Source organism: Dyella sp. (assembly GCF_035503745.1).
Taxonomy (GTDB): Bacteria; Pseudomonadota; Gammaproteobacteria; order Xanthomonadales; family Rhodanobacteraceae; genus Dyella_B.
The window spans coordinates 131,948-154,932 of record NZ_DATJTC010000008.1 but is presented as its reverse complement, the minus strand read 5'-3'; the positions used below and the strand labels follow the sequence as shown (position 1 = coordinate 154,932).

23 protein-coding genes and 1 tRNA gene are annotated in these 22,985 nt (G+C 63.1%); 10 read left to right on the top strand and 14 right to left on the bottom strand.

Annotation, left to right across the window (positions count from 1 at the left end; genetic code table 11):
- Nucleotides 1-193 precede the first annotated feature (193 nt).
- Nucleotides 194-278: transfer RNA gene (locus tag VME63_RS03045), tRNA-Leu, on the bottom strand.
- A gap of 152 nt (nt 279-430) precedes the next feature.
- Here VME63_RS03045 and rnr point away from each other — a divergent pair.
- Genes rnr through VME63_RS03030 form a run of 3 tightly spaced genes read left to right on the top strand, consistent with a single transcriptional unit; the run spans nt 431 to nt 4,046 of the window.
- The gene (rnr, locus tag VME63_RS03040) at nt 431-3,037 is read left to right on the top strand and encodes a ribonuclease R (RefSeq protein WP_414648192.1); all 2,607 of its coding nucleotides are present in this window, start codon (nt 431-433) and stop codon (nt 3,035-3,037) included.
- Nucleotides 3,034-3,777 carry a 23S rRNA (guanosine(2251)-2'-O)-methyltransferase RlmB gene (gene rlmB, locus VME63_RS03035; RefSeq protein ID WP_325430103.1) on the top strand — a complete coding sequence of 248 codons (744 nt, stop codon included), beginning with the start codon at nt 3,034-3,036 and terminating at the stop codon, nt 3,775-3,777. Before rnr ends, rlmB begins: the two co-directional genes overlap by 4 nt.
- Nucleotides 3,774-4,046 carry a CBU_0592 family membrane protein gene (locus tag VME63_RS03030; RefSeq protein WP_325430101.1) on the top strand — a complete coding sequence of 91 codons (273 nt, stop codon included), beginning with the start codon at nt 3,774-3,776 and terminating at the stop codon, nt 4,044-4,046. The genes rlmB and VME63_RS03030 overlap by 4 nt, the downstream gene beginning before the upstream one ends.
- 167 nt (nt 4,047-4,213) lie before the next feature.
- Here the strand turns inward: VME63_RS03030 and phoU are convergent, their stop codons facing one another.
- The 6 genes from phoU to rnt all read right to left on the bottom strand — a co-directional run bounded on the left by phoU (nt 4,214) and on the right by rnt (nt 9,618).
- Nucleotides 4,214-4,948, bottom strand: coding sequence for a phosphate signaling complex protein PhoU (gene phoU, locus VME63_RS03025; RefSeq protein WP_325430099.1), 735 nt, complete (start codon nt 4,946-4,948; stop codon nt 4,214-4,216).
- A gap of 118 nt (nt 4,949-5,066) precedes the next feature.
- Complete coding sequence (pstB, locus tag VME63_RS03020) at nt 5,067-5,870, bottom strand: phosphate ABC transporter ATP-binding protein PstB (protein WP_414648191.1); 804 nt, start codon at nt 5,868-5,870, stop codon at nt 5,067-5,069.
- Entirely contained in the window at nt 5,863-6,729 is an 867-nt protein-coding gene (gene pstA, locus VME63_RS03015; protein ID WP_325430097.1) for a phosphate ABC transporter permease PstA, read from the bottom strand. Before pstA ends, pstB begins: the two co-directional genes overlap by 8 nt.
- Nucleotides 6,729-7,700 carry a phosphate ABC transporter permease subunit PstC gene (gene pstC, locus VME63_RS03010; protein ID WP_325430095.1) on the bottom strand — a complete coding sequence of 324 codons (972 nt, stop codon included), beginning with the start codon at nt 7,698-7,700 and terminating at the stop codon, nt 6,729-6,731. The genes pstA and pstC overlap by 1 nt, the downstream gene beginning before the upstream one ends.
- Before the next feature lie 105 nt (nt 7,701-7,805).
- Nucleotides 7,806-8,837 (bottom strand): phosphate ABC transporter substrate-binding protein PstS, encoded by a 1,032-nt coding sequence (gene pstS, locus VME63_RS03005; RefSeq protein ID WP_414648195.1) that lies wholly within the window; start codon nt 8,835-8,837, stop codon nt 7,806-7,808.
- 121 nt (nt 8,838-8,958) lie between these two features.
- Complete coding sequence (gene rnt, locus VME63_RS03000; protein ID WP_325430093.1) at nt 8,959-9,618, bottom strand: ribonuclease T; 660 nt, start codon at nt 9,616-9,618, stop codon at nt 8,959-8,961.
- A 194-nt stretch (nt 9,619-9,812) separates the two neighbouring features.
- Between rnt and VME63_RS02995 the strand changes: the two genes are divergently transcribed.
- The 3 genes from VME63_RS02995 (at nt 9,813) to VME63_RS02985 (ending at nt 12,920) form a co-directional block, all read left to right on the top strand.
- On the top strand, nt 9,813-11,507 hold the full coding sequence (locus VME63_RS02995; protein ID WP_325430092.1) for a hypothetical protein: 1,695 nt from the start codon (nt 9,813-9,815) through the stop codon (nt 11,505-11,507).
- Nucleotides 11,508-11,706: 199 nt separating this feature from the next.
- The gene (locus VME63_RS02990) at nt 11,707-12,078 is read left to right on the top strand and encodes a hypothetical protein (RefSeq protein WP_325430090.1); all 372 of its coding nucleotides are present in this window, start codon (nt 11,707-11,709) and stop codon (nt 12,076-12,078) included.
- Between the two features lie 158 nt (nt 12,079-12,236).
- On the top strand, nt 12,237-12,920 hold the full coding sequence (locus VME63_RS02985) for a carbonic anhydrase (protein WP_325430089.1): 684 nt from the start codon (nt 12,237-12,239) through the stop codon (nt 12,918-12,920).
- Nucleotides 12,921-12,988: 68 nt separating this feature from the next.
- Here the strand turns inward: VME63_RS02985 and nth are convergent, their stop codons facing one another.
- The 4 genes from nth to VME63_RS02965 all read right to left on the bottom strand — a co-directional run bounded on the left by nth (nt 12,989) and on the right by VME63_RS02965 (nt 16,947).
- Nucleotides 12,989-13,627: an endonuclease III gene (nth, locus tag VME63_RS02980; protein WP_325430087.1), complete on the bottom strand. Its 639-nt coding sequence runs from the start codon at nt 13,625-13,627 to the stop codon at nt 12,989-12,991.
- Entirely contained in the window at nt 13,624-14,226 is a 603-nt protein-coding gene (locus tag VME63_RS02975) for an RnfABCDGE type electron transport complex subunit B (RefSeq protein WP_325430085.1), read from the bottom strand. The genes nth and VME63_RS02975 overlap by 4 nt, the downstream gene beginning before the upstream one ends.
- A 21-nt stretch (nt 14,227-14,247) precedes the next feature.
- A complete protein-coding gene (gene metG, locus VME63_RS02970) occupies nt 14,248-16,341 on the bottom strand; it encodes a methionine--tRNA ligase (RefSeq protein ID WP_325430084.1) in 2,094 nt (697 codons plus the stop codon).
- Between the two features lie 156 nt (nt 16,342-16,497).
- Nucleotides 16,498-16,947, bottom strand: coding sequence for a DUF2147 domain-containing protein (locus VME63_RS02965; RefSeq protein ID WP_325430083.1), 450 nt, complete (start codon nt 16,945-16,947; stop codon nt 16,498-16,500).
- Between the two features lie 179 nt (nt 16,948-17,126).
- On the opposite strand from VME63_RS02965, the gene apbC reads away from it, so the two are divergent.
- From apbC to VME63_RS02950, 3 genes are all read left to right on the top strand, one after another.
- Nucleotides 17,127-18,221, top strand: a complete 1,095-nt coding sequence (gene apbC, locus VME63_RS02960) for an iron-sulfur cluster carrier protein ApbC (RefSeq protein ID WP_325430082.1) — start codon at nt 17,127-17,129, stop codon at nt 18,219-18,221.
- A 136-nt stretch (nt 18,222-18,357) separates the two neighbouring features.
- Nucleotides 18,358-18,924, top strand: a complete 567-nt coding sequence (dcd, locus tag VME63_RS02955) for a dCTP deaminase (RefSeq protein WP_325430080.1) — start codon at nt 18,358-18,360, stop codon at nt 18,922-18,924.
- Between the two features lie 86 nt (nt 18,925-19,010).
- The gene (locus VME63_RS02950; protein ID WP_325430078.1) at nt 19,011-19,517 is read left to right on the top strand and encodes a hypothetical protein; all 507 of its coding nucleotides are present in this window, start codon (nt 19,011-19,013) and stop codon (nt 19,515-19,517) included.
- A gap of 90 nt (nt 19,518-19,607) precedes the next feature.
- Here the strand turns inward: VME63_RS02950 and VME63_RS02945 are convergent, their stop codons facing one another.
- From VME63_RS02945 to VME63_RS02935, 3 genes are all read right to left on the bottom strand, one after another.
- Complete coding sequence (locus VME63_RS02945; protein ID WP_325430076.1) at nt 19,608-20,033, bottom strand: HIT family protein; 426 nt, start codon at nt 20,031-20,033, stop codon at nt 19,608-19,610.
- Nucleotides 20,030-20,704 (bottom strand): dienelactone hydrolase family protein, encoded by a 675-nt coding sequence (locus VME63_RS02940; RefSeq protein ID WP_325430074.1) that lies wholly within the window; start codon nt 20,702-20,704, stop codon nt 20,030-20,032. The genes VME63_RS02945 and VME63_RS02940 overlap by 4 nt, the downstream gene beginning before the upstream one ends.
- 113 nt (nt 20,705-20,817) lie before the next feature.
- A complete protein-coding gene (locus tag VME63_RS02935) occupies nt 20,818-21,813 on the bottom strand; it encodes an alpha/beta hydrolase (RefSeq protein ID WP_325430072.1) in 996 nt (331 codons plus the stop codon).
- A 334-nt stretch (nt 21,814-22,147) separates the two neighbouring features.
- On the opposite strand from VME63_RS02935, the gene VME63_RS02930 reads away from it, so the two are divergent.
- Nucleotides 22,148-22,612, top strand: a complete 465-nt coding sequence (locus VME63_RS02930; RefSeq protein ID WP_325430071.1) for a hypothetical protein — start codon at nt 22,148-22,150, stop codon at nt 22,610-22,612.
- Nucleotides 22,613-22,985 lie beyond the last annotated feature (373 nt).

Below are 22,985 nucleotides of genomic sequence, written 5' to 3'. Positions count from 1 at the left end.
TCCGACCTGACGAAATGGCGTGCCATCTCTCCGCTCAGTTCTTACAGCGGTGCCGGGTGCGAGCTTGAGAAGGCACGGGCGGGTCGGCCTCGCGATGAATGCTGGGGTAAGAAGTTTTTGCAGGTGCAAAAACAGAAACGCGGCCAGCAATTACCCATGAGGGGTTGCTAAGCCGCGATATTGTTCAATTTCGTGGTGCCCAGGAGAGGACTCGAACCTCCACGGTTTTACCCGCTAGTACCTGAAACTAGTGCGTCTACCAATTCCGCCACCTGGGCAGGTGTCGCATAAGCCGTTTGGGCTGTGCGAGCCGCGTAGATTAGGTATCGGAGGACATCTTGTCAACTGTTTCTTCACGACGTCCCAGCAGGCGCGTGCCGCGTTGAAATGGACCATTTATCGAATCGTTCATCAAGGCGATACTTACACCGTGACCCCGAAAAAAACTCGAAGCAAGGAAAAAGCCCCGCGCAAGGCGGCCAAGGCCCCCAAGGGGCGGACCGGCGCGGAAAAAGCCGCGCGTCGCGGCTACGTAACCCCGTCGCCGCCGCAGGTGCCGGCCGGCGGGCCGCATCAGGATCCGTATGCCCGGCGTGAGGCCGAACGCTACGAGCGCCCCATTCCCAGCCGCGAGGCCATCCTGGCGCTGCTGGAGGAGCGTGGGGAGCTGTTGACCGAGGCGCGCGTCGCCGAGGCGCTGGCGCTGCACGACGAATACAGCATCCTGGCGCTGTCCAAGCGGCTTGCCGCGATGGTGCGCGACGGCCAACTGCTGCTGGGCCGGCGTGGCGGCTATGCGCCGGCGCGCAAGCTGGACCTGATCCCCGGCATGGTGCTCGCCAACGCGGAGGGCTACGGCTTTCTGCGTCCGGACGAGGGCGGCGAGGATCTCTATCTTTCTCCGTATCAGATGCGCAGCGTGATGCACGGCGATCGCGTGCTTGCCAGCGTGGTCGGCGTCGATCGTCGCGGGCGCCGGCAGGGCGCGATCGTGGAAGTGCTGCAGCGCCGCTCGCCGCGTCTGGTCGGCCGGGTGGTGATCGACAATGGCGTCACCCTGGTGGTGCCGGACGATCGCCGCCTGCACCAGGACGTCATGATCGTGCCGGGCAAGGAGCAGGGTGCGCGTTCGGGGCAGATCGTGGTGGTTGAAATCACCGATCCGCCCACTGCCTATCGCGGGCCGCTTGGGGCGATCCGCGCTGTGCTGGGCGAACGCCTGCAGCCGTCGCTGCTGGTGGAAATGGCCATCGCCAGCCACGACCTGCCGCATGAATGGCCGCCTGAAGTGCTGCGCGAAGCGGCGCAGATCGAGCCGGAGGTAACGGCCCAGGAGCGCGAAGGGCGCATGGATCTGCGCAAGCTGCCGCTGGTGACGATCGACGGCGACGATGCGCGCGACTTCGACGACGCGGTGTTCGCCGAACCCCGGCGCGGCGGCGGTTGGCGCCTGGTGGTGGCGATCGCCGATGTCTCGCACTACGTGCGCGTGGGTGGTGCGCTGGACAAGGAAGCCTACGAGCGCAGCACTTCCACTTACTTCCCGGGCTTCGTGGTGCCGATGTTGCCCGAGACGCTCTCCAACGGCATCTGCTCGCTCAACCCGAAAGTGGAACGCCTGTGCATGGTGTGCGACATGCAGGTCGACGCTTCGGGTGAGGTGACGAAAGCCAAGTTCTACGACGCGGTGATGCTGTCGCATGCGCGCCTGACCTACGACAAGGTCTGGCAGGCCATCGGCCTGGAAAACCAGGACGTGCAGCACGAAGTGGCCGACGTGCTGCCGCAACTGCGCAACCTGCATGCCCTGTACAAGGCGATGTCCGAGCAGCGCCGTCGCCGCGGCGCGATCGACTTCGAAACGCCGGAAGTGAAATTCCGCCTCGACCAGACCGGCGAGGTGCAAACGGTGGGCGCGGTGGAGCGCAACGACGCGCACAAGCTGATCGAGGAATGCATGATCGCGGCCAACGTGCAGGCGGCGCTGTTTCTGGAGAAGCGCAAGATTCCCGCGCTCTATCGCGCGCATGAACCGCCGCCGGCGGAAAAATACGAAGACCTGCAGCAGTTCCTGCGCGAATTCAAATTGCGCATGCCGCCGCTGGAAGAGGTGACCCCTGCCGACTTCTCCCACGTGCTGCGCGTGGTGCACGACCGGCCCGAGCGCGAACTGATTCAATCGGTGCTGCTGCGCGCGCAAAGCATGGCTGCCTATCAACCCGATAACCGCGGCCATTTCGGCCTGGCGCTGAGCGCATATGCGCACTTCACCTCGCCCATCCGCCGTTATCCCGACCTGCTGGTGCACCGCGCGATCCGCTATGCGCTCAAGGGCGGCAAGCCCGGCGCCTACGATTACACCGACGCTGCGATGGCCGCGATGGCCGTGCACACCTCGCAGCGCGAACGCCGTGCCGAGGAGGCCGAGCGCGACGTGGACGAGCGGTTCCGCTGCGCCTGGATGGCCAAACATGTCGGGGAGCAATTCAACGGCACGGTTACCGGCGTGACCTCGTTCGGCCTGTTTGTGGAGCTGGACGAATCGAAGGTCTCGGGCCTGGTGCATATCAGCCAGCTCAGCAACGACTATTACCACTTCGATCCGGTGCGGCATCTGCTCAAAGGCGAGCGCAGCGGCGCGCAGTTCCGCCTGGGCGACCATGTCGCGGTGCAGGTTTTGCGGGCGAGCCTGGAAGATCGCAAGATCGATTTCCGCCTGGTGCAGCCGGGCAGGCAAGGCGCCGCCGCGCCAACGGCGGCTACGCCGCGTGCCTACGACTACGCGGCAGCCGGCGAACGCTATTCGCTGCCCGCGGGCCGCAAGCCGCTGCCGGCGTTGCCTGGCGTGCCCGCGCGCGAGGACGCCAAGGGCAAGCAGGGCGCGGATCGTCCCGGCAAGAAAGGCTGGGGCGAGCAAGCCGCCGCTGCGCCGGGCAAGCGCAAAAATAAACAGAAAGCGTCCGGCCGCAAGGTCACGGGCACGAACAAGGCGTCCGTCGGCAAGGCGCGCGCGAAAAAGGCAAAAGGCAAACGATGAGCGACAGTTGGATCGTCGGGATCAACCCGGTGGAAGGCGCGTTGAGCAACGACGCCGAGCGCGTGCGCGAAGTGCTGGTGGAAAACGGCCAGCGCAACCCCCGCGTGCATGAATTGGCCGAGCGCGCCAAGGCATTGAAGATTCCGGTGCACCACCGTCCGCGCGAGCAGCTTGATCGGGTGTCCGGCGAGGCGCGTCACCAGGGTATCGTCGCGCTTTACGAGCCGCCGCCGCTGGCCGGCGAAAACGACTTGCCTGACTTGATCGAAAAAGCCGGCAGCGAAGCGCTGGTGCTGGTACTTGACGGCGTCACCGACCCGCACAATCTGGGGGCCTGCCTGCGCAGTGCCGCGGCGGCCAACGTGACGGCGGTAGTGGTACCCAAGGATCGCGCGGTGGGGCTGACGCCGGTGGTGCGTCGTGCTTCGGCCGGCGGCGCCGATCGCGTGCCGCTGGTTGCCGCGACCAATCTGGCGCGCGCATTGCGTACGCTCAAGGACGCGGGTGTGTGGATCACCGGTTTGGCTGGCGACACACAGCAGTCGATCTACGACCTGGACCTGAAGGGGCCGGTGGCCTTGGTGCTGGGCGGCGAAGGCGAGGGCATGCGCCGGCTGACGCGCGAGACCTGCGATTTCGTGGCGCGCATTCCCATGCCCGGTACGATGGAAAGCCTCAACGTATCGGTGGCCACCGGTATCGTCCTGTTCGAGGCGTTGCGCCAGCGAGGTGTGCGATGACGTTCTTTTGGCACGATTGGGCCGGCTACATCGGCGTGGTGCTGGTGCTGCTGGCGTTCCTGCTGCTGCAGGCCCACAAGCTGCACGGCAACGGCCTGGTGTTTCAGCTGATGAACGTGCTGGGCGCGCTTGGCGTGATGCTGTCGCTGGTGTTCGGCAGCTTCAATGCCGCCGCGTTTTTCATGCAAGTGGCTTGGATGGTGATTGGCGTTTTTGGCATGGTGCACAGCGCGCGGTTGCGCAGGCGCGCGCGGGAAGCGGGGCTTTAGCTTGCCAGGGCGGTAACGCTTCGAGGCGATGGCTGGAGCCTTGCCGTCATCCCGGCGCAGGCGGAATGACGGTAAGGTCACGGGCAGGTGGAGGGGAAAATTGCAAGCGCCCCTGGCGGCGAGGCCATCACAGCCGTCGATGGCGTTGGGCGCTTCGCAGCCCGCAGTTAATCGGGCCGATTCCCGAGCTTCACCGGCTCCGGATTGGACGTCAGGTCACGCTTGTCGCGCGGCGCCGCCAGCGGCTCGCCCTTCACCTGGAACCACACGTTCTCGGCGATGTTGGTGGCGTGGTCGCCGATGCGCTCGATGTTCTTGGCCATGAACAACAGATGGGTGCAGGGCGTGATGACGCGCGGGTCTTCCATCATGTAGGTGAGCAGTTCGCGGAAGTAAGCGGTGTAGGCTTCGTCCAGCTCCACGTCGTCGTGCCACACCTTGAGCGCGAGTTCGGCGTCGCGGTCGCGGTGGGCGCGCAACACCTCGCGCACTTCGCTGGCGGCAAGCTCGGCCAGGTGGGCCAGGCCGCCGGTGGGCGTCAGCGGCGCCGCCATCGACAGCGGGATGGAGCGCTTGGCCACGTTCGCGGCGTAGTCGCCGATGCGTTCGATGTCCGCCGCAATGCGCAAGGCCGCGAACACGTTGCGCAGGTCGCCGGCGATGGGCGCGCGCAACGCCAGCAGGCGCACCACGTCGTGGCTGATTTCCTGCTCGAGCTGGTCGATGGCCTCGTCGTTATGCACCACGTGTTGCGCGGCGCGTTCGTCGCGGCGCTCGACCACGTCGATGGCCGCTTCCAACTGACTGACCGCCAGCTCACCCATGCGGACCAGTTCGCCGGTCAGGCGAATCAGTTCGTCGTCGTAGCTCTTGATGATGTGTTCCTTGCTGCTGCCGCTCATGGGTGTTGCCTCGTTTATGAAAGTGGAAGAGGGGGCTGTTGAAGCGTCTCGCCAGGTTGGCCCCTCACCCTGCCATCTACCCGGATGGGAGAAAGCATTCAGTGGTGCTCGGCGCCGGTTATCCGAAGCGCCCGGTGATGTAGTCTTCGGTCTGTTTTTTGCCGGGCTTGGTGAAAATCTTTTCGGTATTGTCGAACTCGATCAGCTCGCCCAGGTACATGAAGGCGGTGCGGTCCGAACAACGCGCGGCCTGCTGCATGTTATGGGTGACGATCACGATGGTGTATTCGTGCTTGAGCTCTTCCACCAGCTGTTCGATACGCCCCGTGGCGATCGGGTCGAGGGCGGAGGTGGGCTCGTCCAGCAGCAGCACTTCCGGACGCAGCGCGATGCCGCGCGCAATGCACAGGCGCTGCTGCTGGCCGCCGGAAAGGCCCAGTGCGCTCTGCTTGAGCTTGTCTTTCACTTCGTCCCACAGCGCGGCGCTGCGCAGCGCCTGCTCCACGCGCATCTCCATGTCCGCGCGCGACAGCCGCTCGTGGTGGCGGATGCCGTAGGCCACGTTTTCGAAAATGGTCATCGGGAACGGCACCGGCTTCTGGAACACCATGCCCACCTTGGTGCGCAAGCGGTTCATCGAATAGCCGGGGTCGAGGATGTTCTCGCCGTCCAGTTCGATGCTGCCCTTGGCTTCCAGCTTGGGATAGATCGCATAGATGCGATTGAAGATGCGCAGCAGCGTGGACTTGCCGCAACCGGAAGGCCCGATGATCGCAGTGACCTGCTTCTCGGGGATATCCATGTCGATGCCTTTCAGCGCATGGTATCCGTTGTAGTAGAAGTGCACGTCGCGCACTTTGATCTTGGCGGGCGCCGTGGCACCGGTCATGGGCGCCGCGGAGGCGGCGGCGAGGTCATTCATAACTCACCTTCTTGCGCGAAAACATGATGCGTGTCAGTAGGCTCAGCGCCAGCACGAATAGGGTGATCAGCAGCGCGCCGGCCCATGCGATCGCATGCAGCGCCGGGTCCGGATCGTTGGTGTACTGATAAATCGTCTGCGGCATGCTGGCCATCTTGTCCAGCGGATGGATCGTCATGTACGTATTGCCGAAGGCGGTGAACAGCAGCGGTGCCGTTTCGCCGGCCAGGCGCGCCAGCGCCAGCAGCACGCCGGTAAGGATGCCCGACAGCGCCGCGCGCATCAGCACCTGCATGGTGAGTTTCCACTGCGGAATGCCCAGCGACAGCGCCGCTTCGCGCAGCGTGCCCGGCACCAGCTGCAGCATTTCGTCGGTGGTGCGCACGATCACGGGCAGGCCGATCAAGGCCAGCGACACGCTGCCGGCGAAGCCGGAGAAGGTGATGTTGCCGTCGGTCAGTGCCGTGGAGGGCACCACCACGATCACGTACACGAACAGGCCCAGCACGATCGACGGCGCCGACAACAGGATGTCGTTGAGGAAGCGGATCGACGCGCCCAGGCGCGTGCTGCTGGCGTATTCGGCCAGGTACGTGCCGGCCAGCACGCCGATCGGCGCGCAGATCAGCAAGGCCATCAGGTCCATTTCCAAGCTGCCGACGATGGCGTTGGACAGGCCGCCATCGGGGCCGTAGGCAGTGATTTTGGTGAACAGGCTCAGCTTCAGTGCGCCAAAGCCGTTCTGCGCGGTGATCCAGAGAATCCACACCAGAAACACCAGGCCCAGCAGCGTGGCGAGGGCGCTCAGCGCAAGCGCGAGGATGTTGGTGACACGGCGGCGTGCGTAGATGGCGGACATCAGCGGCCCTCCCGGCGAGCGAGCTGGCGCAGCATCAGGCGTGCGATCAGCAGCACGATGAAGGTCACCACAAACAGCAGGAAGCCCAGCGCGATCAGCGCGGAGCGGTGCAGCCCTACCGCTTCGTTGAATTCGTTGGCGATGCTCGAGGAAATCGAGGTACCCGGCATCAGCAGCGAAGCCGTAAGGTTGTACGAGTTGCCCAGCACGAAGGTAACCGCCATGGTTTCACCGAGCGCGCGGCCCAGACCCAGGAAGATACCGCCGATGACCGCCGAACGGGTATAGGGCAACACGATGTCCCACACCACCTCCCAGGTGGTGGAGCCCAGCGCGTAGGAAGATTCCTTCAGGCGCGCGGGCACCGTCTGGAACACCTCGCGCATCACCGAGGAAATGAACGGAAGGATCATCACCGCCAGCACGATACCCGCGGTGAGCGTACCCAGGCCCAGCGGCGGTCCCTGGAACAGCGCGCCGATCAACGGGATGTTGCCAAGCGTGTCGTTCAGCGCCGGCTCGATGCTCGACATGAACGGCACGAACACGAACAGGCCCCACATGCCATAGATGATGGAGGGAATGCCTGCCAGCAGTTCGATCGCCGCGCTTATTGGGCCGCGCAGCCAGTTGGGGGCGATTTCGGTAAGGAACAGCGCGATACCGAAGCTCACCGGCACCGCGAGAACCAGCGCAATCAACGAGGTAACCAGGGTGCCGACGATCGGCGCCAGCGCGCCGTACTGGTTGTCGACGGGGTTCCACTCGGTACTGGTCAGGAAATGGAAGCCGTCCTTGAACAGCACGTCGCGCCCGCCCCACAGCGTGGACAGCGCCGCGCCCAGCAGCGTGGCAAGCACGATCAGCGCGCAGCAGCGGAGCAGGAGACGGAAGATGAGATCGTGACGGGCATCGGCGCGCGAACGATGTTCGGTATCACGGGCGAGCGATTCGGCGCTTGTCGCTTGCATGCTGAGGCGTTTCCGCGGTGAAGGTAATCAGAACGACGCGCGCAACGAACCGTTGCGCGCGTCGCAAGTCCAGAGGCTGTGGCTGTCGTTGCGACAGCGCGCAGCTTACATCTTGAATTCGCTGGACCAGTAGGTTTCGATCTGCTGGACCAGCGATTCGGGCAGCGGCACGTAGTCGAGCGAGCGCGCAGCGTCCTGACCGTTGGTGTAGGCAAACTTGAAGAAGTCGAAAGCGACCTTGGTGTTGGCGAGGTTCTTGGGCGTCTTATACATGATCACCCACGAGGTGGCGGTGATCGGCCAAGCCTGGGCGCCCGGGGCGTTGGTCATCAACAGGTTGAAGTCCTTGGCGCTCTTCCAGTCGGCCGTGTTGGCGGCAGCCTGGAAGCTGGCGGTGTTGGGCTCCACCACGTTGCCGGCCGCGTTCTTCATCTTCGCGTAGCCGATGTTGTTCTTCAGCGCATAGGCGTATTCGACGTAGCCGATCGAGTTGGGGATCTGCTTGATATAAGCGGACACGCCCTCGTTGCCCTTGCCGCCGATACCCGCCGGCCACTGCACGGCCGTGCCTTCACCCACCTTGGACTTCCATTCCGGGCTGACCTTGGACAGGTAGTCGGTGAAGTTGAAGGTGGTGCCCGAACCGTCCGAGCGATGCACCACGAAGATCTTGGACGCCGGCAGGTGCTTGCCGGGGTTGAGCGCGACAATCGCCGGGTCGTTCCACATGGTGATCTTGCCCATGTAGATGTTGGCCAGCGTATTGCCATCCAGCACCAGCGAACCGGCGGCCACGCCCGCCACATTGAACGCCGGCACGATGCCGCCGATCACGTCGGGGAACTGGCCCAGGCCGAACTTGGCCAGGTCTTCGGGCTTCAGCGGCATGTCCGAAGCGCCGAAATCGACCGTGCCCGCCTTGATCTGGGCGATACCGCCGCCCGAGCCGATCGACTGATAGTTGATGTGGTTGCCGGTCTTTTCGGCATAAGCGGCCGACCACTTGGAGATGACCGGGTAAACGAAGCTGGAGCCCGCACCGGTGATGTCGGTGGCTTGCGCCGTCATGCCGAACAGGGACACGGTGACCGCCACGGCAAGCGTGCCGAGGCGCGACGGAAGTTTGAATGAAGTCAACACAGAGGCTCCTTTGGAGGGAAGTGGCGAAGGGATGCCGTAAGTCCCGTGTATTGCAGGGGCTGCGTGTTGCAATGAGATGAGATGAATATTGCAGCTTTATGACAGCCGCAACTTCTTGTCAGGGAAGGGTTGAGCCCACGCGTTCCAATTCAAGGACTTCCAGCGCGCGCAGGCGGTTGACGATGCGACAAAATAGCAGGGCGGTGCGCTCGGCGTCGTAGACGGCCGAATGCGCTTCGCGCGAATCGAAGGCATAACCGGCCGCCAGCACGGCCTTGCTCAAGACGGTCTGCCCGAAGGCAAGGCCGCTCAAGGTGGCGGTGTCGAAACAACTGAACGGGTGGAACGGATTGCGCTTGTGCCCCACGCGCCGCACCGCCGCATTGAGAAAGCCCAGGTCGAAGGCGGCGTTGTGGCCCACCAGGATCGCGCGCTGGCATTCGCTCTGCCGCATCGCCAGGCGCACGGGCGCAAAGATGTGATCCAGCGCCGCACGTTCGTCGAGCGCGCCGCGCAGGGGGTTGTCCGGATCGATGCCGGTGATTTCGAGCGCGCGCGGATCGATGTTGGCGTTGGGAAAGGGCTCCACATGGGTGGAGACGGCCGGGTGCGGGTAAAGATTGCCTTCCTGGTCCATGCCTACCACGACCACGGCAATTTCCAGCAGGGCGTCGCGCTCGGCGTCGAAGCCGCCGGTTTCCACGTCCACGATCACCGGCAGGAAGCCGCGAAAGCGTTCGGCCAGTCGTGCTGCCAGGCTGTTATTGAGTTGCTCCATTGCACAAGCATATCAGCCGTACAAAGGTTTACGCCCACCTGTATAGCCGACCGTATGGTTTTGTCTTTGTTCTGTCACATAACATCCATCTAACGGTAAAGCTGCCGCTCGATCATGCCGCCAACCCGCAGGCCACTACCAGGGGAAGTGACTTGGGATGCCAATGCGGTTCCATTGATAGCGGAGACAACAACATGCGTTCCAAGATGCTCACGGTGGCCATCGCTGCCGGTTTGGGCTTGACCAGCGTTACGGCTGTGTCGGCACAGACGACCTCTAACAAGAAAGTGACTGTTAGTGCCTCTGAACTGGCAGAGATGAAGGCCGAGATCGCAGCGCTGGAACAGAAGGTGCAGGACCTGGAATCCCAGTCCGCTGCTCAATCCCAGGCGCAGCAGCAGACTGCCCAGGCCGTGCAGGCCACTCAGGCGCAGGTTGCGCAGACGCAGACGCAAGTGCAGACCGCTGCAGCGCAGCTGGCCAGCAAGGGTGGCGACACCCTGGGCGGCACCGGCGGCGTGAAGTGGACCTTCGGCGGCTTCCTGGCGGCTGAAACGGCGTACCGCTCGCGCGATACCGCCGATGACATCGCTACCAAATTCACCGCCATCCCGTTCCAGGGCGGCACCAGCACCGCGCCGATCAACACCGGCAGCGGCGCGACCACGACCTATCCGGTCACCAACGCCCGCAACGACCAGTTCCTGTACAGCGCGCGCCAGAGCCGCCTGTCGATCAAGGCCGAGGGCGACATCAACGATTCGACCCATGTGACCGGCTACTACGAGACGGACTTCCTGGGTGGCGCACAGACGGCAAACATGAACGAGAGCAACTCGTTCAACCTGCGTATCCGTCAGTTGTGGACCAACATCGATTGGAACGACTACGGCCTGCACTTGCTGGGCGGCCAGGCCTGGTCGCTGATGACCTTGGACAGCGTGGGTATTACCCCGACCAAGGAAGTGCTGCCTCCCACGATCGACGCACAGTATAACGTGGGCTTCAACTGGGCTCGCCAGACGCAGCTGCGTATCGTGAAGGATTGGAACAAGACCTGGTGGTTGGGTCTGTCGGTGGAAAATCCGCAGACCGCCGGTATCGGCTCCCTGGCCGGCACGGGCACCAAGGGCTATGCCACGACCACGGCCACGGTCGCGGCTGGTTCGCTGTATGACACGCTCAACACGGTGTCGATCAACCAGATTCCGGACATCATCGTGAAGGGTGCGGTCGATCCGGGTTGGGGCCACTATGAACTGTTCGGCATCACCCGCCAGTTCACCACCCGCGTGACGCCGACCACCGCCAACGGCGGTCCGGCAGCGACGACCAACCAGACCGCGCACGGCGGCGGCTTCGGCTTCGGCATGATTCTGCCGCTGGTTCCGAAGGTATTGGACTTCCAGTTGTCGGGCGTGAGCGGCAAGGGCATTGGCCGTTACGGCTCGGCGGGTCTGAACGACATCACCTACACGACGGACGGCGCACCGCATCCGCTGAAGGAAAACATGGCGCTGGCCACGCTGACATGGCATGCCACAAGCTCGCTGGACGTCTACGCCACAGCGGGTCGCGAGCAGGAAGACAGCTACCTGACCACCGGCGTGAACGGCAAGCCGCTGGGCTATGGCTCGGCACTGCTCGGCTACAACAACAGCGACTGCTTGATCTACGGCGCTGCCACCGATTGCACGGGCCAGACCCGCAGCGTCAAGGAGCAGACGATCGGCTTCTGGTGGAAGTTCTACCAGGGCAAGTTCGGCCGCGTGCAGGTCGGTTCGCAGTTCTCGCATGCATCGCGTCAGCTGTTCACCGATATCAACGGCAATGCGCCGCAAGCGTCCGACAACATGTTCTTCACCAGCTTCCGTTACTACCCGTTCTAATCGGCAAGCAACGGATAGCGAAAACAGCTATCGGAATGGAGTTCGACCTAGGGATGGAAAAACGGCGGGCCTATGCCCGCCGTTTGCTTTTTGCGGTTACCGCAAAAAATGCGGCAACGTGAACGGCAGCCGAGCCGTGCGCGCCAATCGTGCGCGTACGGCTTGCAGTGCTTCATCGCCATCCGATAACGTCCAGGCCATGCAGTCTGATCGCCGCCACCGCCCGTTGTTGTTGATGCTCTGCGCATGCATGCTGTCGTTGTTGATGAATGCAAGCATGGCTGCCGGCGCGCGCATGTACGCGAAAGCATGGCCGGGCGATACCGTGCAGCTGTCGCTGCCTGCCGGCACGTCCGATGCGCAGGCGCCTGACCCGCACGTCGCCTGCCAGCCGGTTCCCGCCGGCGATACGTGCGATGAAGACGTCACCTTTGCGGACGACGAATGGGTGCTTCCCGCACGCCATGTTCTATCGTTGAATTATGTTCCACCGGCAGCACCGTCGAGTGCCGACGTTGCCGATCTTCCCGCTTCCGTCGCGTTGTTCCTGCGACCGCCTGACCTCGCCTGACATCAACGGCAGCGCACTGCCGTCATGGTTCCCATTGAGCATCGATACGCACGCGTGATGGCCATTGTTTGAGGGCAATCGTGGGCGCCTGCGCTATCGCATCCCTTGTTCGAGCGGCGGTTTGACCCGTCCCGCTCAACCGTGTCAGGAGATTTCCCATGGAACGTTTAATCAATGGCTTCGAATACTTTCGCCAGCACGTCTTTCCGCAGCAGCGGGAGTTGTTCAAGAAACTGGCCGAAGGCCGGCGGCCCGGCGTCATGTTCATCACGTGCGCCGATTGGCGCGTGATGCCGGAACTGATCTTCAACGCGCAGCCGGGAGAATTGTTCGTCTATCGCAACATCGGCAATATCGTGCCGCCGTACGCGCAGCCCGTCAGCGAGTTGGTCGCGGCGATCGAATATGCCGTCAACGTGCTTGAAGTCGATGACATCGTCGTCTGCGGCCACTCCGACTGCAGCGCCATGAAGGCCTTGCGCAGGCCCGAATCACTGCGCGGCATGCCGTCCGTCGCCGCCTGGCTCAAGCATGCGGACGTCGCGCGCTGCGTGGTCGAGAGGAGTTCTGCCGGGCTGCCAGAAGAACAGTGCCTATGGCGCCTCACCTGCGAGAACGTCATCGGCCAGCTCGAGCATCTGCGTACGTTGCCGGTGGTGGCGGCTGCGTTGGCGGGAGGGCACCTGGGCATCCATGGCTGGGTGTATGACATCGCCCATGCGGATCTGCAGGCGTTCGATCCACGGCTGGGGCGCTTCGTGCACATCGGCGCGCGCGGCAACGGATTGTCGGACGTGAGGCCACATTTGCACGATGTGGTGGCGGCATCATCCGCGGACTGATGGCCGATCGCGCTTGCGATGGGAGAAGTCCGCGAAAATCGCCACCCCGGCATCCGCCGGGGTGGCGATTATTTTTCGACGGTTTTGTCTTTGTACCGGCACAAATCCCTGATCACGCATTGCGGACAATCGGGCTTGCGCGCCTTGCATACGTAACGCCCGTGCAGGATCAACCAATGGTGCGCGTCCTGCTTGAACTGGGCCGGCACGATTTTTTCCAGCTTGTCCTCGACGGTGCGCACGTCCTTGCCCGGCGCCAGGCCAGTACGGTTGGCGACACGGAAAATATGCGTATCGACGGCGATGGTGGTGTGGCCAAAGGCCGTATTGAGCACGACGTTGGCGGTTTTGCGGCCCACGCCGGGCAGGGCCTCCAGCGCCTGGCGATTGTCGGGCACTTGGCCATCGTAGTGTTCGACCAGGATGCGGCACAGTGCGATGACGTTCTTCGCCTTGGCGTTGAACAGGCCAATCGTGCTGATGTAGCGCTTGAGCTTCTCTTCACCCAGGCCGAGGATCGCCTGCGGGGTGTTGGCGACCGGATAGAGCTTGCGCGTGGCCTTGTTGACGCCCACGTCGGTGGCTTGCGCGGACAACACCACCGCTACTAGCAGCTCGAACGGGGTGTCGTAGAGCAATTCCGTCGTCGGGTGGGGATTGAGTTCACGCAGACGGCTGAACAGTTCGACGACATCCGTTCGCTTCACGCCTTTGGCTCCTGCTTCTTGGCTTTGGCGCGCGCCAGGGCATCGAGCACGCTCTGGTTGGCGGAGTGCACCTGCGCCTTGCGCGTGACCAGCTCCGCTTCGCGCTGCGTGCGCAACTGCGCCAGGCGGGCTTCGCGGCGCTGGAAGTGTGTGCGCGCAGCATTGGCGCAAGCGGGGTCGTTGACGTGCGCAACGGGCATGGGCTCCAGCACGATGCAGTCCACCGGACAAGCCGGTACGCAGCGTTCGCAGCCGGTGCAGTCGTGCGCGATGACCGTATGCATCAGCTTGTTGGCGCCCACGATCGCATCGACCGGACACACCTGGATGCACTTGGTGCAGCCAATGCAATCGGCCTCGACGATGCGCGCGAGCGTGCGCGGCTTTTCCACGCCATTGTCCGGATTGAGCGGTATCGGCGCGCGCCCGAGCAACGCGGCGAGCGCGGCAATGCCCGCGCTTCCTCCGGGCGGGCATTGATTGATGTCCGCCTCGCCCTCAGCGATGGCTTGGGCGTAAGGACGGCAACCGTGATAGCCGCACTGCTCGCATTGCGTCTGCGGCAGCAGGGCATCGATGCGGTCGGCGAGCGAATTCATGCGCAATGGCCGCGTGGACCTTCAGCGCACCGTCGCGCCCGGCTTGGCGCCCTGGTCGGCATCCAGCAGGAACAGGTCGCTGCCACCGTCCCCGGCGGACAGGATCATGCCTTCGGAAACGCCGAAGCGCATCTTGCGTGGCGCAAGGTTGGCGATGAACACCACGTTGCGGCCGACCAGTTTTCCCGGCTCGCCGTAGGCGGCGCGGATGCCGGAGAAAATCTGGCGCCGGCCGAGCGGGCCGGCGTCCAGTTCGAAGCGCAGCAGCTTGTCGGAGCCTTCGACGAATTCGCACGCGAGCACCTTGCCCACGCGCAAGTCGAGCTTGGCGAAATCATCGATGCCGATGTTGGCGGGAAGTTCGGCGGCGGGCGTGGCGGTGTCGGTCATGGGCTTGCTGTCTTTGTTCTTGGCGGCCGGCTTGGTTTCCGGTTCCGGGGTGGCGCTGAGCGATTCTTTCGACGCTTCGACCATCGCTTCGATGCGTTTGGGATCGATGCGCGAGAGCAGCGGTTCGAAGGTGCCGATCGTATGGTTGTGCAGCGTGGCGCAGGCCGAATCGAAGTCGGCAATGGGCGCGGCGAGGAACTGCTCCGCCGCGGCCACGGTGGTGGGCAGCACCGGCTTGAGCAGTCCGCCGAGCAGACGGAAAGCGGCCAGCGAGAACGAACACACGCGGTGCAGCTCTTCCCGCTGCGATTCGTCCTTGGCCATCACCCACGGCGCCTTGGCGGCGATGTGCCCGTTGACCAGATCCGCCATCAGCACGAATTTGCGCATCGCTTCGGCGAATTCGCCGCTCTCGTAGAGCGACGGCACGCTTTCGTAGTGCGAAATCAGCACGTTCCACAGTTGATTCTGTTCGTCGGAGAACTGCGCGGCCAGCTGTCCGCCGAAGAACTTGTGCACGAAGCCCGCCGTGCGGCTGGCGATGTTGACCCACTTGCCGATCAGATGCGAATTGACGCGCTCTTCGAAGGCTTTCAGATCGAGATCGACGTCCACCGGCGTGTCGCTGAGCATGGTGGCGAAGTAGTAGCGCAGGAATTCCGGGTCCAGCCCGACGTCCAGGTAGGTGCGCGCCTGGATGAAGGTGCCGCGCGACTTGGACATCTTGGCGCCGTTGACGGTGAGGTAGCCGTTGACGTGCAGTGCGGTCGGTGTGCGCAACTGCGCGCCGTGCAGCATCGCCGGCCAGAACAGGCCGTGGAAATTGATGATGTCCTTGCCGATGAAGTGATGCATTTGCGCACTGCTGTCGGGCGCGAGGAAATCCTCGAACTTCAGCCCTGTCTTGTTGCACAGGTTCTTGAAGCTGGCCAGGTAGCCCACCGGCGCATCCAGCCACACGTAGAAGAACTTGCCCGGCGCGTCGGGAATCGGAAAGCCGAAATACGGCGCATCGCGGGAGATGTCCCAATCCTTCAGGCCGCCGTCCAGCCATTCCTTGAGCTTGGCGACCACGCCCGCATTGGCCACGGGCGCGCCGCCGGTCAGCTTGCCGGCGAACCAGTCGCGCAGCAGCGCCTCGAACTTGCCCAGTTCGAAGAAGTAGTGCTCCGAGTCGCGCAGCACCGGCGTGACGCCGGACATCACCGAGTAGGGGTTGATCAGGTCGGTGGGCGCGTAGGTGGCGCCGCAGTTTTCGCAGTTGTCGCCGTACTGGTCCGCCGTGCCGCATTTGGGGCAGGTGCCCTTGATGTAGCGGTCGGGCAGAAACATCTGCTTTTCCGGATCGAACAACTGCTGGATGCTGCGGCGGGCGATGTAGCCGTTGTCGCGCAGGCGCGTGTAGATCAGCGACGCCAGCTCGCGGTTCTCCTCCGAGTGCGTGGTGTGGTAGTTGTCGTAGCTGAAATGAAAGTCGGCGAAGTCCGCTTCGTGGCTGGCGCGGATGCCGTCGATGAAGGCTTCCGGCGACATGCCGGCCTTTTCCGCGGCAAGCATGATCGGCGTACCGTGCGCATCGTCCGCCGCCACGAAATACGCCTCGTTACCCATCATCCGCTGCGCGCGGACCCAGATATCGGTCTGGATGTAGCCCAGCATATGGCCCAGGTGCAGGTGGCCGTTCGCATAGGGCAGGGCGTGCGTGACGAGTAGGCGTCGGGACATGGTTTGGGCGCTGGCTGGAGAGCTGCGCATTATGGCACGACGGACGCAAACGCCTTGCGGCTATGGCGTATGTCTGTTGCGCGAAGGGCGCCATGCGAGCGCGTGCGCAAGCGGTAAAGACGTCCGCGGTCGTCGGCCGCGGACGTCTTGCGGCAATTACTGCTGAATGCGTTCCCAGATCTGGCTGCGGCCGATGAGCGCAAAGCCCACGTAGCCGTGCACATCCAGTTTCTGGCCACCGTCGAGCAGGGTGAGCTTCACTTTGTAGATGGTTCCGCTCTTGGGGTCGAGGATCTTGCCGCCGTCCCACACATCGCCGTCCTTGCTGACCCCCCACATGATGGTCATGCCTTCGATCGGTTGGTTCTTGCGGTCACCGTCGCACTTCTTGCAGATCGGGTGCGGGCCATCTTCGGAAAAGATCACCTGCAGCACCTTGGCCTGCAACTGACCGTTGTTGTCGACGATCTGGATGATGGACTTGGGCTTGCCGGTGACGTCGTCGATCTGCCGCCAGGTACCTACCGGCGTGTCGTTGGCGGCCCAGGCGACGGCCGAAACCAACAACAGGCAAGCGGCGACGGTGAATTGCGACAGGCGTTTCATGCGGTGGTTCTCCCTACGTTGGCGTATGGAGAGCCTGCCGACGGGTTCGGAACGGGTCAAGCTGCAATGCGCAAACACGGCCGCTTCACCGGGGGCCTGCACCCGCGAAACGCCGGTTCCCGGGGCAAGTGGGGTAGGTGCTGGCATAATAAGCGGCTTCCGCAGCCATCTTTTTTCTCATGACGCAGGCGAATGAAGCCCTGGTGCGCCGCCTTCTCGGCGACCTTACCGACCCCCACACCGGCGCCCCGGTGGCCGATGCCGTCCGCGCTGTCGGCGTCGATGGCGCCCGCGTGTCGGTGGATCTGCAACTGGGTTATCCGGCCGCCGGTGCCGCCCAGGCGCTCGGCGCCCTGGTCAAGGGCGCGCTGGAAGGCGATCCGGCGATCGACTCGGCCGCCATATCGATCGGTAGCCGCATCCATTCGCACAAGGTGCAGGGCACGCTCGCGCCGCTGGGCAACGTGAAGAACATCATTGCCGTGGCCTCGGGCAAGGGCGGGGTGGGCAAATCCACCGTGTCGGCCAATCTCGCGCTGGCGCTGGCGGCCGAGGGCGCCAGGGTGGGCATTCTCGACGCCGACATCTACGGCCCCAGCCAGCCGCGCATGCTCGGCATCCAGGGCAAGCCTGAGTCGCCGGACGGCAAGAGCATCACCCCGATGAGCGCGCACGGGCTGCAGGCCATGTCGATCGGTTTCCTGGTGGACGAGGAGACGCCCATGATCTGGCGCGGCCCGATGGTCACCCAGGCCATGATGCAACTGCTGGGCGACACGCGCTGGGACATGCTCGATTACCTGATCATCGACCTGCCGCCGGGCACCGGCGACATCCAGCTCACCCTGTCGCAGAAGGTGCCGGTGGCCGGGGCGGTCATTGTGACCACGCCGCAGGATATCGCCCTGCTGGATGCGCGCAAGGCGCTGAAGATGTTCGAGAAGGTCGAGGTACCGGTGCTCGGCATCGTCGAAAACATGGCTACCCACATTTGCTCCCAATGCGGCCACGAAGAGCATATCTTCGGTGCCGGCGGCGGCCAGCGCATGGCCGAACAATATGGCGTGCCGTACCTGGGCTCGCTGCCGCTGGACATCCGTATCCGCGAACAGGCGGATGGCGGCACGCCGACGGTGGCGGCCATGCCCGATTCGGACCTGGCCGCACGCTACCGCGACATCGCCCGCAACACGGCCGGCCGCCTGGCGCGCCAGCCGCGCAACAAATCGCTGGGGCTGGGCAAGATCGTCGTTCAGGGCGAGCCCTCGGCCTGATCGCAGATCCCTGCGGTGCCAGGGCCGCGCCGGACGCGATCCGGCCCGACTGGCACAACAGCCGCCAGACCATGTATTTTTGCCGCTTTGCGCCCGGCTGCGGCCGGCGCGCCAGGCGTCAAGTACCGGAGTCCGCGTGAGCATCAAATCCGATAGATGGATCCGCCGCATGGCCGAACAGCACGGCATGATCGAACCGTTCGAGCCAGGGCAGGTGAAACGGCGCAATGACCAGAAGCTGGTGTCCTACGGCACCTCCAGCTACGGCTACGACGTACGCTGTGCGCGCGAGTTCAAGATTTTCACCAACATCAATTCCACCATCGTGGACCCCAAGGCCTTCGACCCGAGCAGCTTCGTGGACGTGCAGGCGGATGTATGCATCATCCCGCCCAATTCGTTCGCGCTGGCGCGCACGGTGGAGTACTTTCGCATCCCGCGCAAAGTATTGACGGTGTGCCTGGGCAAGAGCACCTACGCCCGCTGCGGCATCATCGTGAACGTGACGCCGCTGGAACCGGAATGGGAAGGGCACGTCACGCTGGAGTTTTCCAACACCACGCCGCTGCCGGCCAAGATTTATGCCAACGAAGGCGTCGCGCAAATGCTGTTTTTCGAATCCGACGAGGAATGCGAGACCAGCTACCGCGACCGCGGCGGCAAATACCAGGGCCAGCAAGGCGTGACCTTGCCGCGTACCTGAACGGCGCTGTTTCGCATTCCATCCACTTTTTCGGGGCGGCGCTACACTTGGGCATGCCTCGCCGAACTTTTGCAGGAGATCCCCGCATGATCCGTTTTTCCACGTTGTCGACCCGCGGTGCCGCCGTGCTGATGCTCGGCAGCCTGCTGGTCCTTGGTGGCTGCCACCGCGGCGCTGCGAAGGATGACACGGTGAACACCGCGCAGCAGCAATCCCAGTTCGACATGACCATGAAGGCCTACAAGAACGGCCAGTTTCTGATCGATGGCGCGGCGGTTTCCGCGCTCGATGCGGGCAGCCACTTCTCCTACCTGAAGGACACGGGCCGCTTGCCCAAGACCGTGCTGCTGCTGCCCAGCGACGATTCGAAGATCCGCAAGCAGCATCTTGAGTACATGGCGCGGCTTGAGCTGGACTACGGTTTCGTGGCCTATTACGACGATGGCGGCAAGCTTGCGCGCATCAACCCGATCGAAACCAAGGCGCGTGCGCTGGAGGATTACCATCCGACCACGGTGAACAGCAGCGATACCCAGAAGGACGCCAGCGGTAACGCCTACGGCGCGCAAGGCGGTTCGCAAGGCGGCCACTGATCGCCGTTGTCCGAGAGACGTTGTGCAAGGCGCCCGCCATCGAGCGGGCGCTTTTTATTTTGACTGCGCAAAAGCGGCCCGGTGCGAGCCTCAGTCCGATGCGTTATCGAAGTGCTGACGCAGCAGCGCAAGCAGTGATTGCAGGCGGTCATCCGCATAAGGCTCGGCACGGCCATGGCCCCACACCGGCCCAGGCCATGCCGCATCGCCCTCCCGGCGCGCGACCACGTGCACGTGAAGCTGCCGCACGATATTGCCCAGCGCGCCGATGTTGAGCTTGTCGCACGGTGCTACCTGGCGCAGCACCTTGGCCAGGCGATCGACTTCGCGCCACAGCTGTTGCTGCGCCTGGTCGGGGAGATCGGCGATTTCGACCAGCCCCGTTTCGCGCGGAACGGCGACCAGCCAGGGATAACGCGCATCGTTCATCAACAGCACCTCGCACATCGCGAGCGATGTCACGGGCACGGTATCGGACTTGAGCCGTGCGTCGAGCGTCCATGCCGGCCGCTTCATGCGTTGGCCACGTAGCGGTCGAAGAAGGTCATGGTGCGCTGCCACGCCAGTTCCGCGCTGGCCTGGTGATAGTGGCTTGGATCGATGTCGCGATTGAAGGCGTGGCCCGCGCCCGGATAACTGAAAACATCCATCTGAGGCAGCATTTGGCGATGCTTGGCGACCATCTCAGGCGGGATCGCCGTATCGTTTTCGCCGAAATGGAACATCACCGGCGCTTGCAACGTTTCGCCCAGGAACGGCGCATTGCGCGCACCGTAGTAACTTACCGACGGCAACCCAAGCCTGATCGCTGCCAGCAACGCCACGGTGCCGCCCCAGCAATAGCCCACGGTGCCGATCCGGCCGGCCGATGCGATGGCCTGGGCAGCGCTGGCGAGATCTTCCACTGCGCGATCGAGCCCCAGTTCGCCGATCAGTTCCCTGCCGCGCCGCATGCCTTCGTCCGTATAGGAAAGCTCCACGCCCGTTTCCAGATGATCGAAAAAGGCCGGTGCAATGGCCGTATAGCCGGCTGTGGCGAAGCGATCGGCAACGCTGCGCACATGGGCATTGACCCCGAAAATCTCCTGGATCACCACGATGCCGCCCTTGGGCTTATCCGCCGCCTGGGCGAGGTAAGCACCGATACATTGGGTGCCGCCGGTAGGAATGCTGATGTGCTTGCCCATGGTGCTGACCCTCAAACGGAATATCCGGTCAGTCTACCTGCCTGCGCCGGGCAGGTAGATGCGGCGCAAGATCGGCCACTGTCGGCGGGTCTCGTGGAGGGCGCGACGACGCTTCACTCGGTCTTGGTGGTGCCCTTGTCCGGTGATGGGTTGCCGCTGCGGATCTGGTCGATGAAAAGCGGTACCTCGCGATCGATCAAGTCCGCGCGTTCCACTTGGATGTAATGGCCGCTGCCTTTGGCGATGATGCGACGGCTATCGGTGGAAAGCCGCTTCAGTTCTTCTTGCATCTGATTCCAAAGGGCCGCCCACTGCTTCATGACCGCCGGCGACAGTCCCCAATCGGTAGGGGGCTTGGCGGGATCTTCGGAAAAGATCAGGATCGGCAGGTGACCGAAAGGCCCGGTATGGCGGGTTTCAGCGTTGGAGAGATCGACGCCTTTGTATTCCTCGATCCCCGCGTCGGTGATGCTCGGATTGCACATATTGGCCAGAACCCAGCCCTTTACCGCTTCCATGGCGGGATCGACTTCACTGCATTGGCCCAGCGCCCGTGCAATGCCCAGGCGCACCGTCCAGCTTTGCAGGAAGAAATTTGGGATGGCGGCTTCGCGGACTTCCTTGGGCATGCGCGCCAGCTGATCGGGGGTGCTGCTATCGATCAGGATCATCCCCGCCAGGTCGTCCGGATACCGGCTTGCATAAGCGCGCGCATACAGCCCCGCGATAGAGTGGCCCACAAGCACAAAGGGTTTTTGGATGCCCGCCCGTCCGACCAGCGCATGCAACTGATCGGCAAGCGTGTTGGCGTCATGTGCGCCAGGCAACAGGTCGCTGCTGCCCAGCCCGGAGCGATCGAACGAGCAAACGCGTGTCGTCTTGGATAGCTCCGGCTGCACCTTGCTCCATACCGTCCAGTCGTCGCCAAGACCGGCATCGAGCACGAGCGTGGGTGAACCCGTCCCGGTGCAATACATGTGCATGGCGTGCCCGTCGACTTCGTACATACGGCCGGGAGGCGGAAAAGCCTTTTGCTCATCGCGCGTGGCGAGTTCGTTCCAGGTGAATCCGGCAACGCCCAATAGCGCGACCAGAACGACCAACCCCAAGCCGATGTAAGCCAGGATGCGTCCCCAACGGCGCGGAGTGTTCCTTAGGCCTGTACCGCGTCCAGAAACAGTTGGCGTCATGCGACCATGCTCGGAGGGGTGGTGTGCCGGATGGTATCAGCGCTTTGGAAGGCCATTCCAGGTTCGACGATGCGCGGCCATGCCGTTCTAGAAAGGACAAACCGCCGCGCCTGGTGCCTCGATTGCGGCTATAATTCGTCGTTTGCCAATACCTTAACGGTCCCCAGGTCATGTCCAAGGCCACCCAGAAAATCGGCATGTAGGGCATCGGAGCGGGTGCTCGCGCTTTGGAAAATCGCCAGCGGTGACCAATATGCACATCAAAATCCCGGCACTTCTTTTTGTATTAGTCATAGTTTCTGGGTGTGCACACCAGATTTCGAGCAACTCGGTCGTACTATCAAGAACGCAAGCTGAAATGCTTTTGCACCAATGTTCGCGGCCTACACCAGATAACGTTGATGGCTTTTGGTCCGTGTCGGACCAAGTCGCTCAAAATGTGGATCGCGACATCGACAAAATATCTACTTTGCAATCCACGGCTAGAATCGCTATCAGCCGACCTCATGAGTATTTTCGTCAATACGGTGGCATCGTAATTTCGGGCAGGCAATTTGTTTATATCAATGCCATTCGATACACCACTCTAGGTCAAACCGAACTTCCGTGGAAAACTAAGGCAGTAAGAATCTGCGATGGCGGCGAAACATCTTGGGGCGCACTGTATGACCCTGCAACCAATAGCTTTTCACAGCTCGAAGTCAACGGCAGTATCTGAGTCGCATAACAATTCGTCAGAGCGCCCGCGCACAACCTAGCTCAGGCTTTAGGCTTATGAAACTTAGAACTGAGGAAGAGCAATGCTAGAAGAAAATCGTCGGCGTGTTCAAAGCCTAAGTGGTGCCGAAATATGGATGTTCATCATCGCCAGGGTTCTAATCGGTTTCGCGGCCGGTGTCCTAGCAATGCTCTATTTTCCAGCTGCTGCAGCGTATCTCGCATGGCCCGCCCTGGTTGTTGGTGCGCTATTGTTTATTCTCGCGTCCAAGGGGCTGTTGAGTAGTCGCCGGCCTAACTAGTCATTCGAGCGGATGCCTGCTGCGCTGCTTAACCCGCACGCAAAATGGTTCCAGGTTGACTTAATTCGCCGG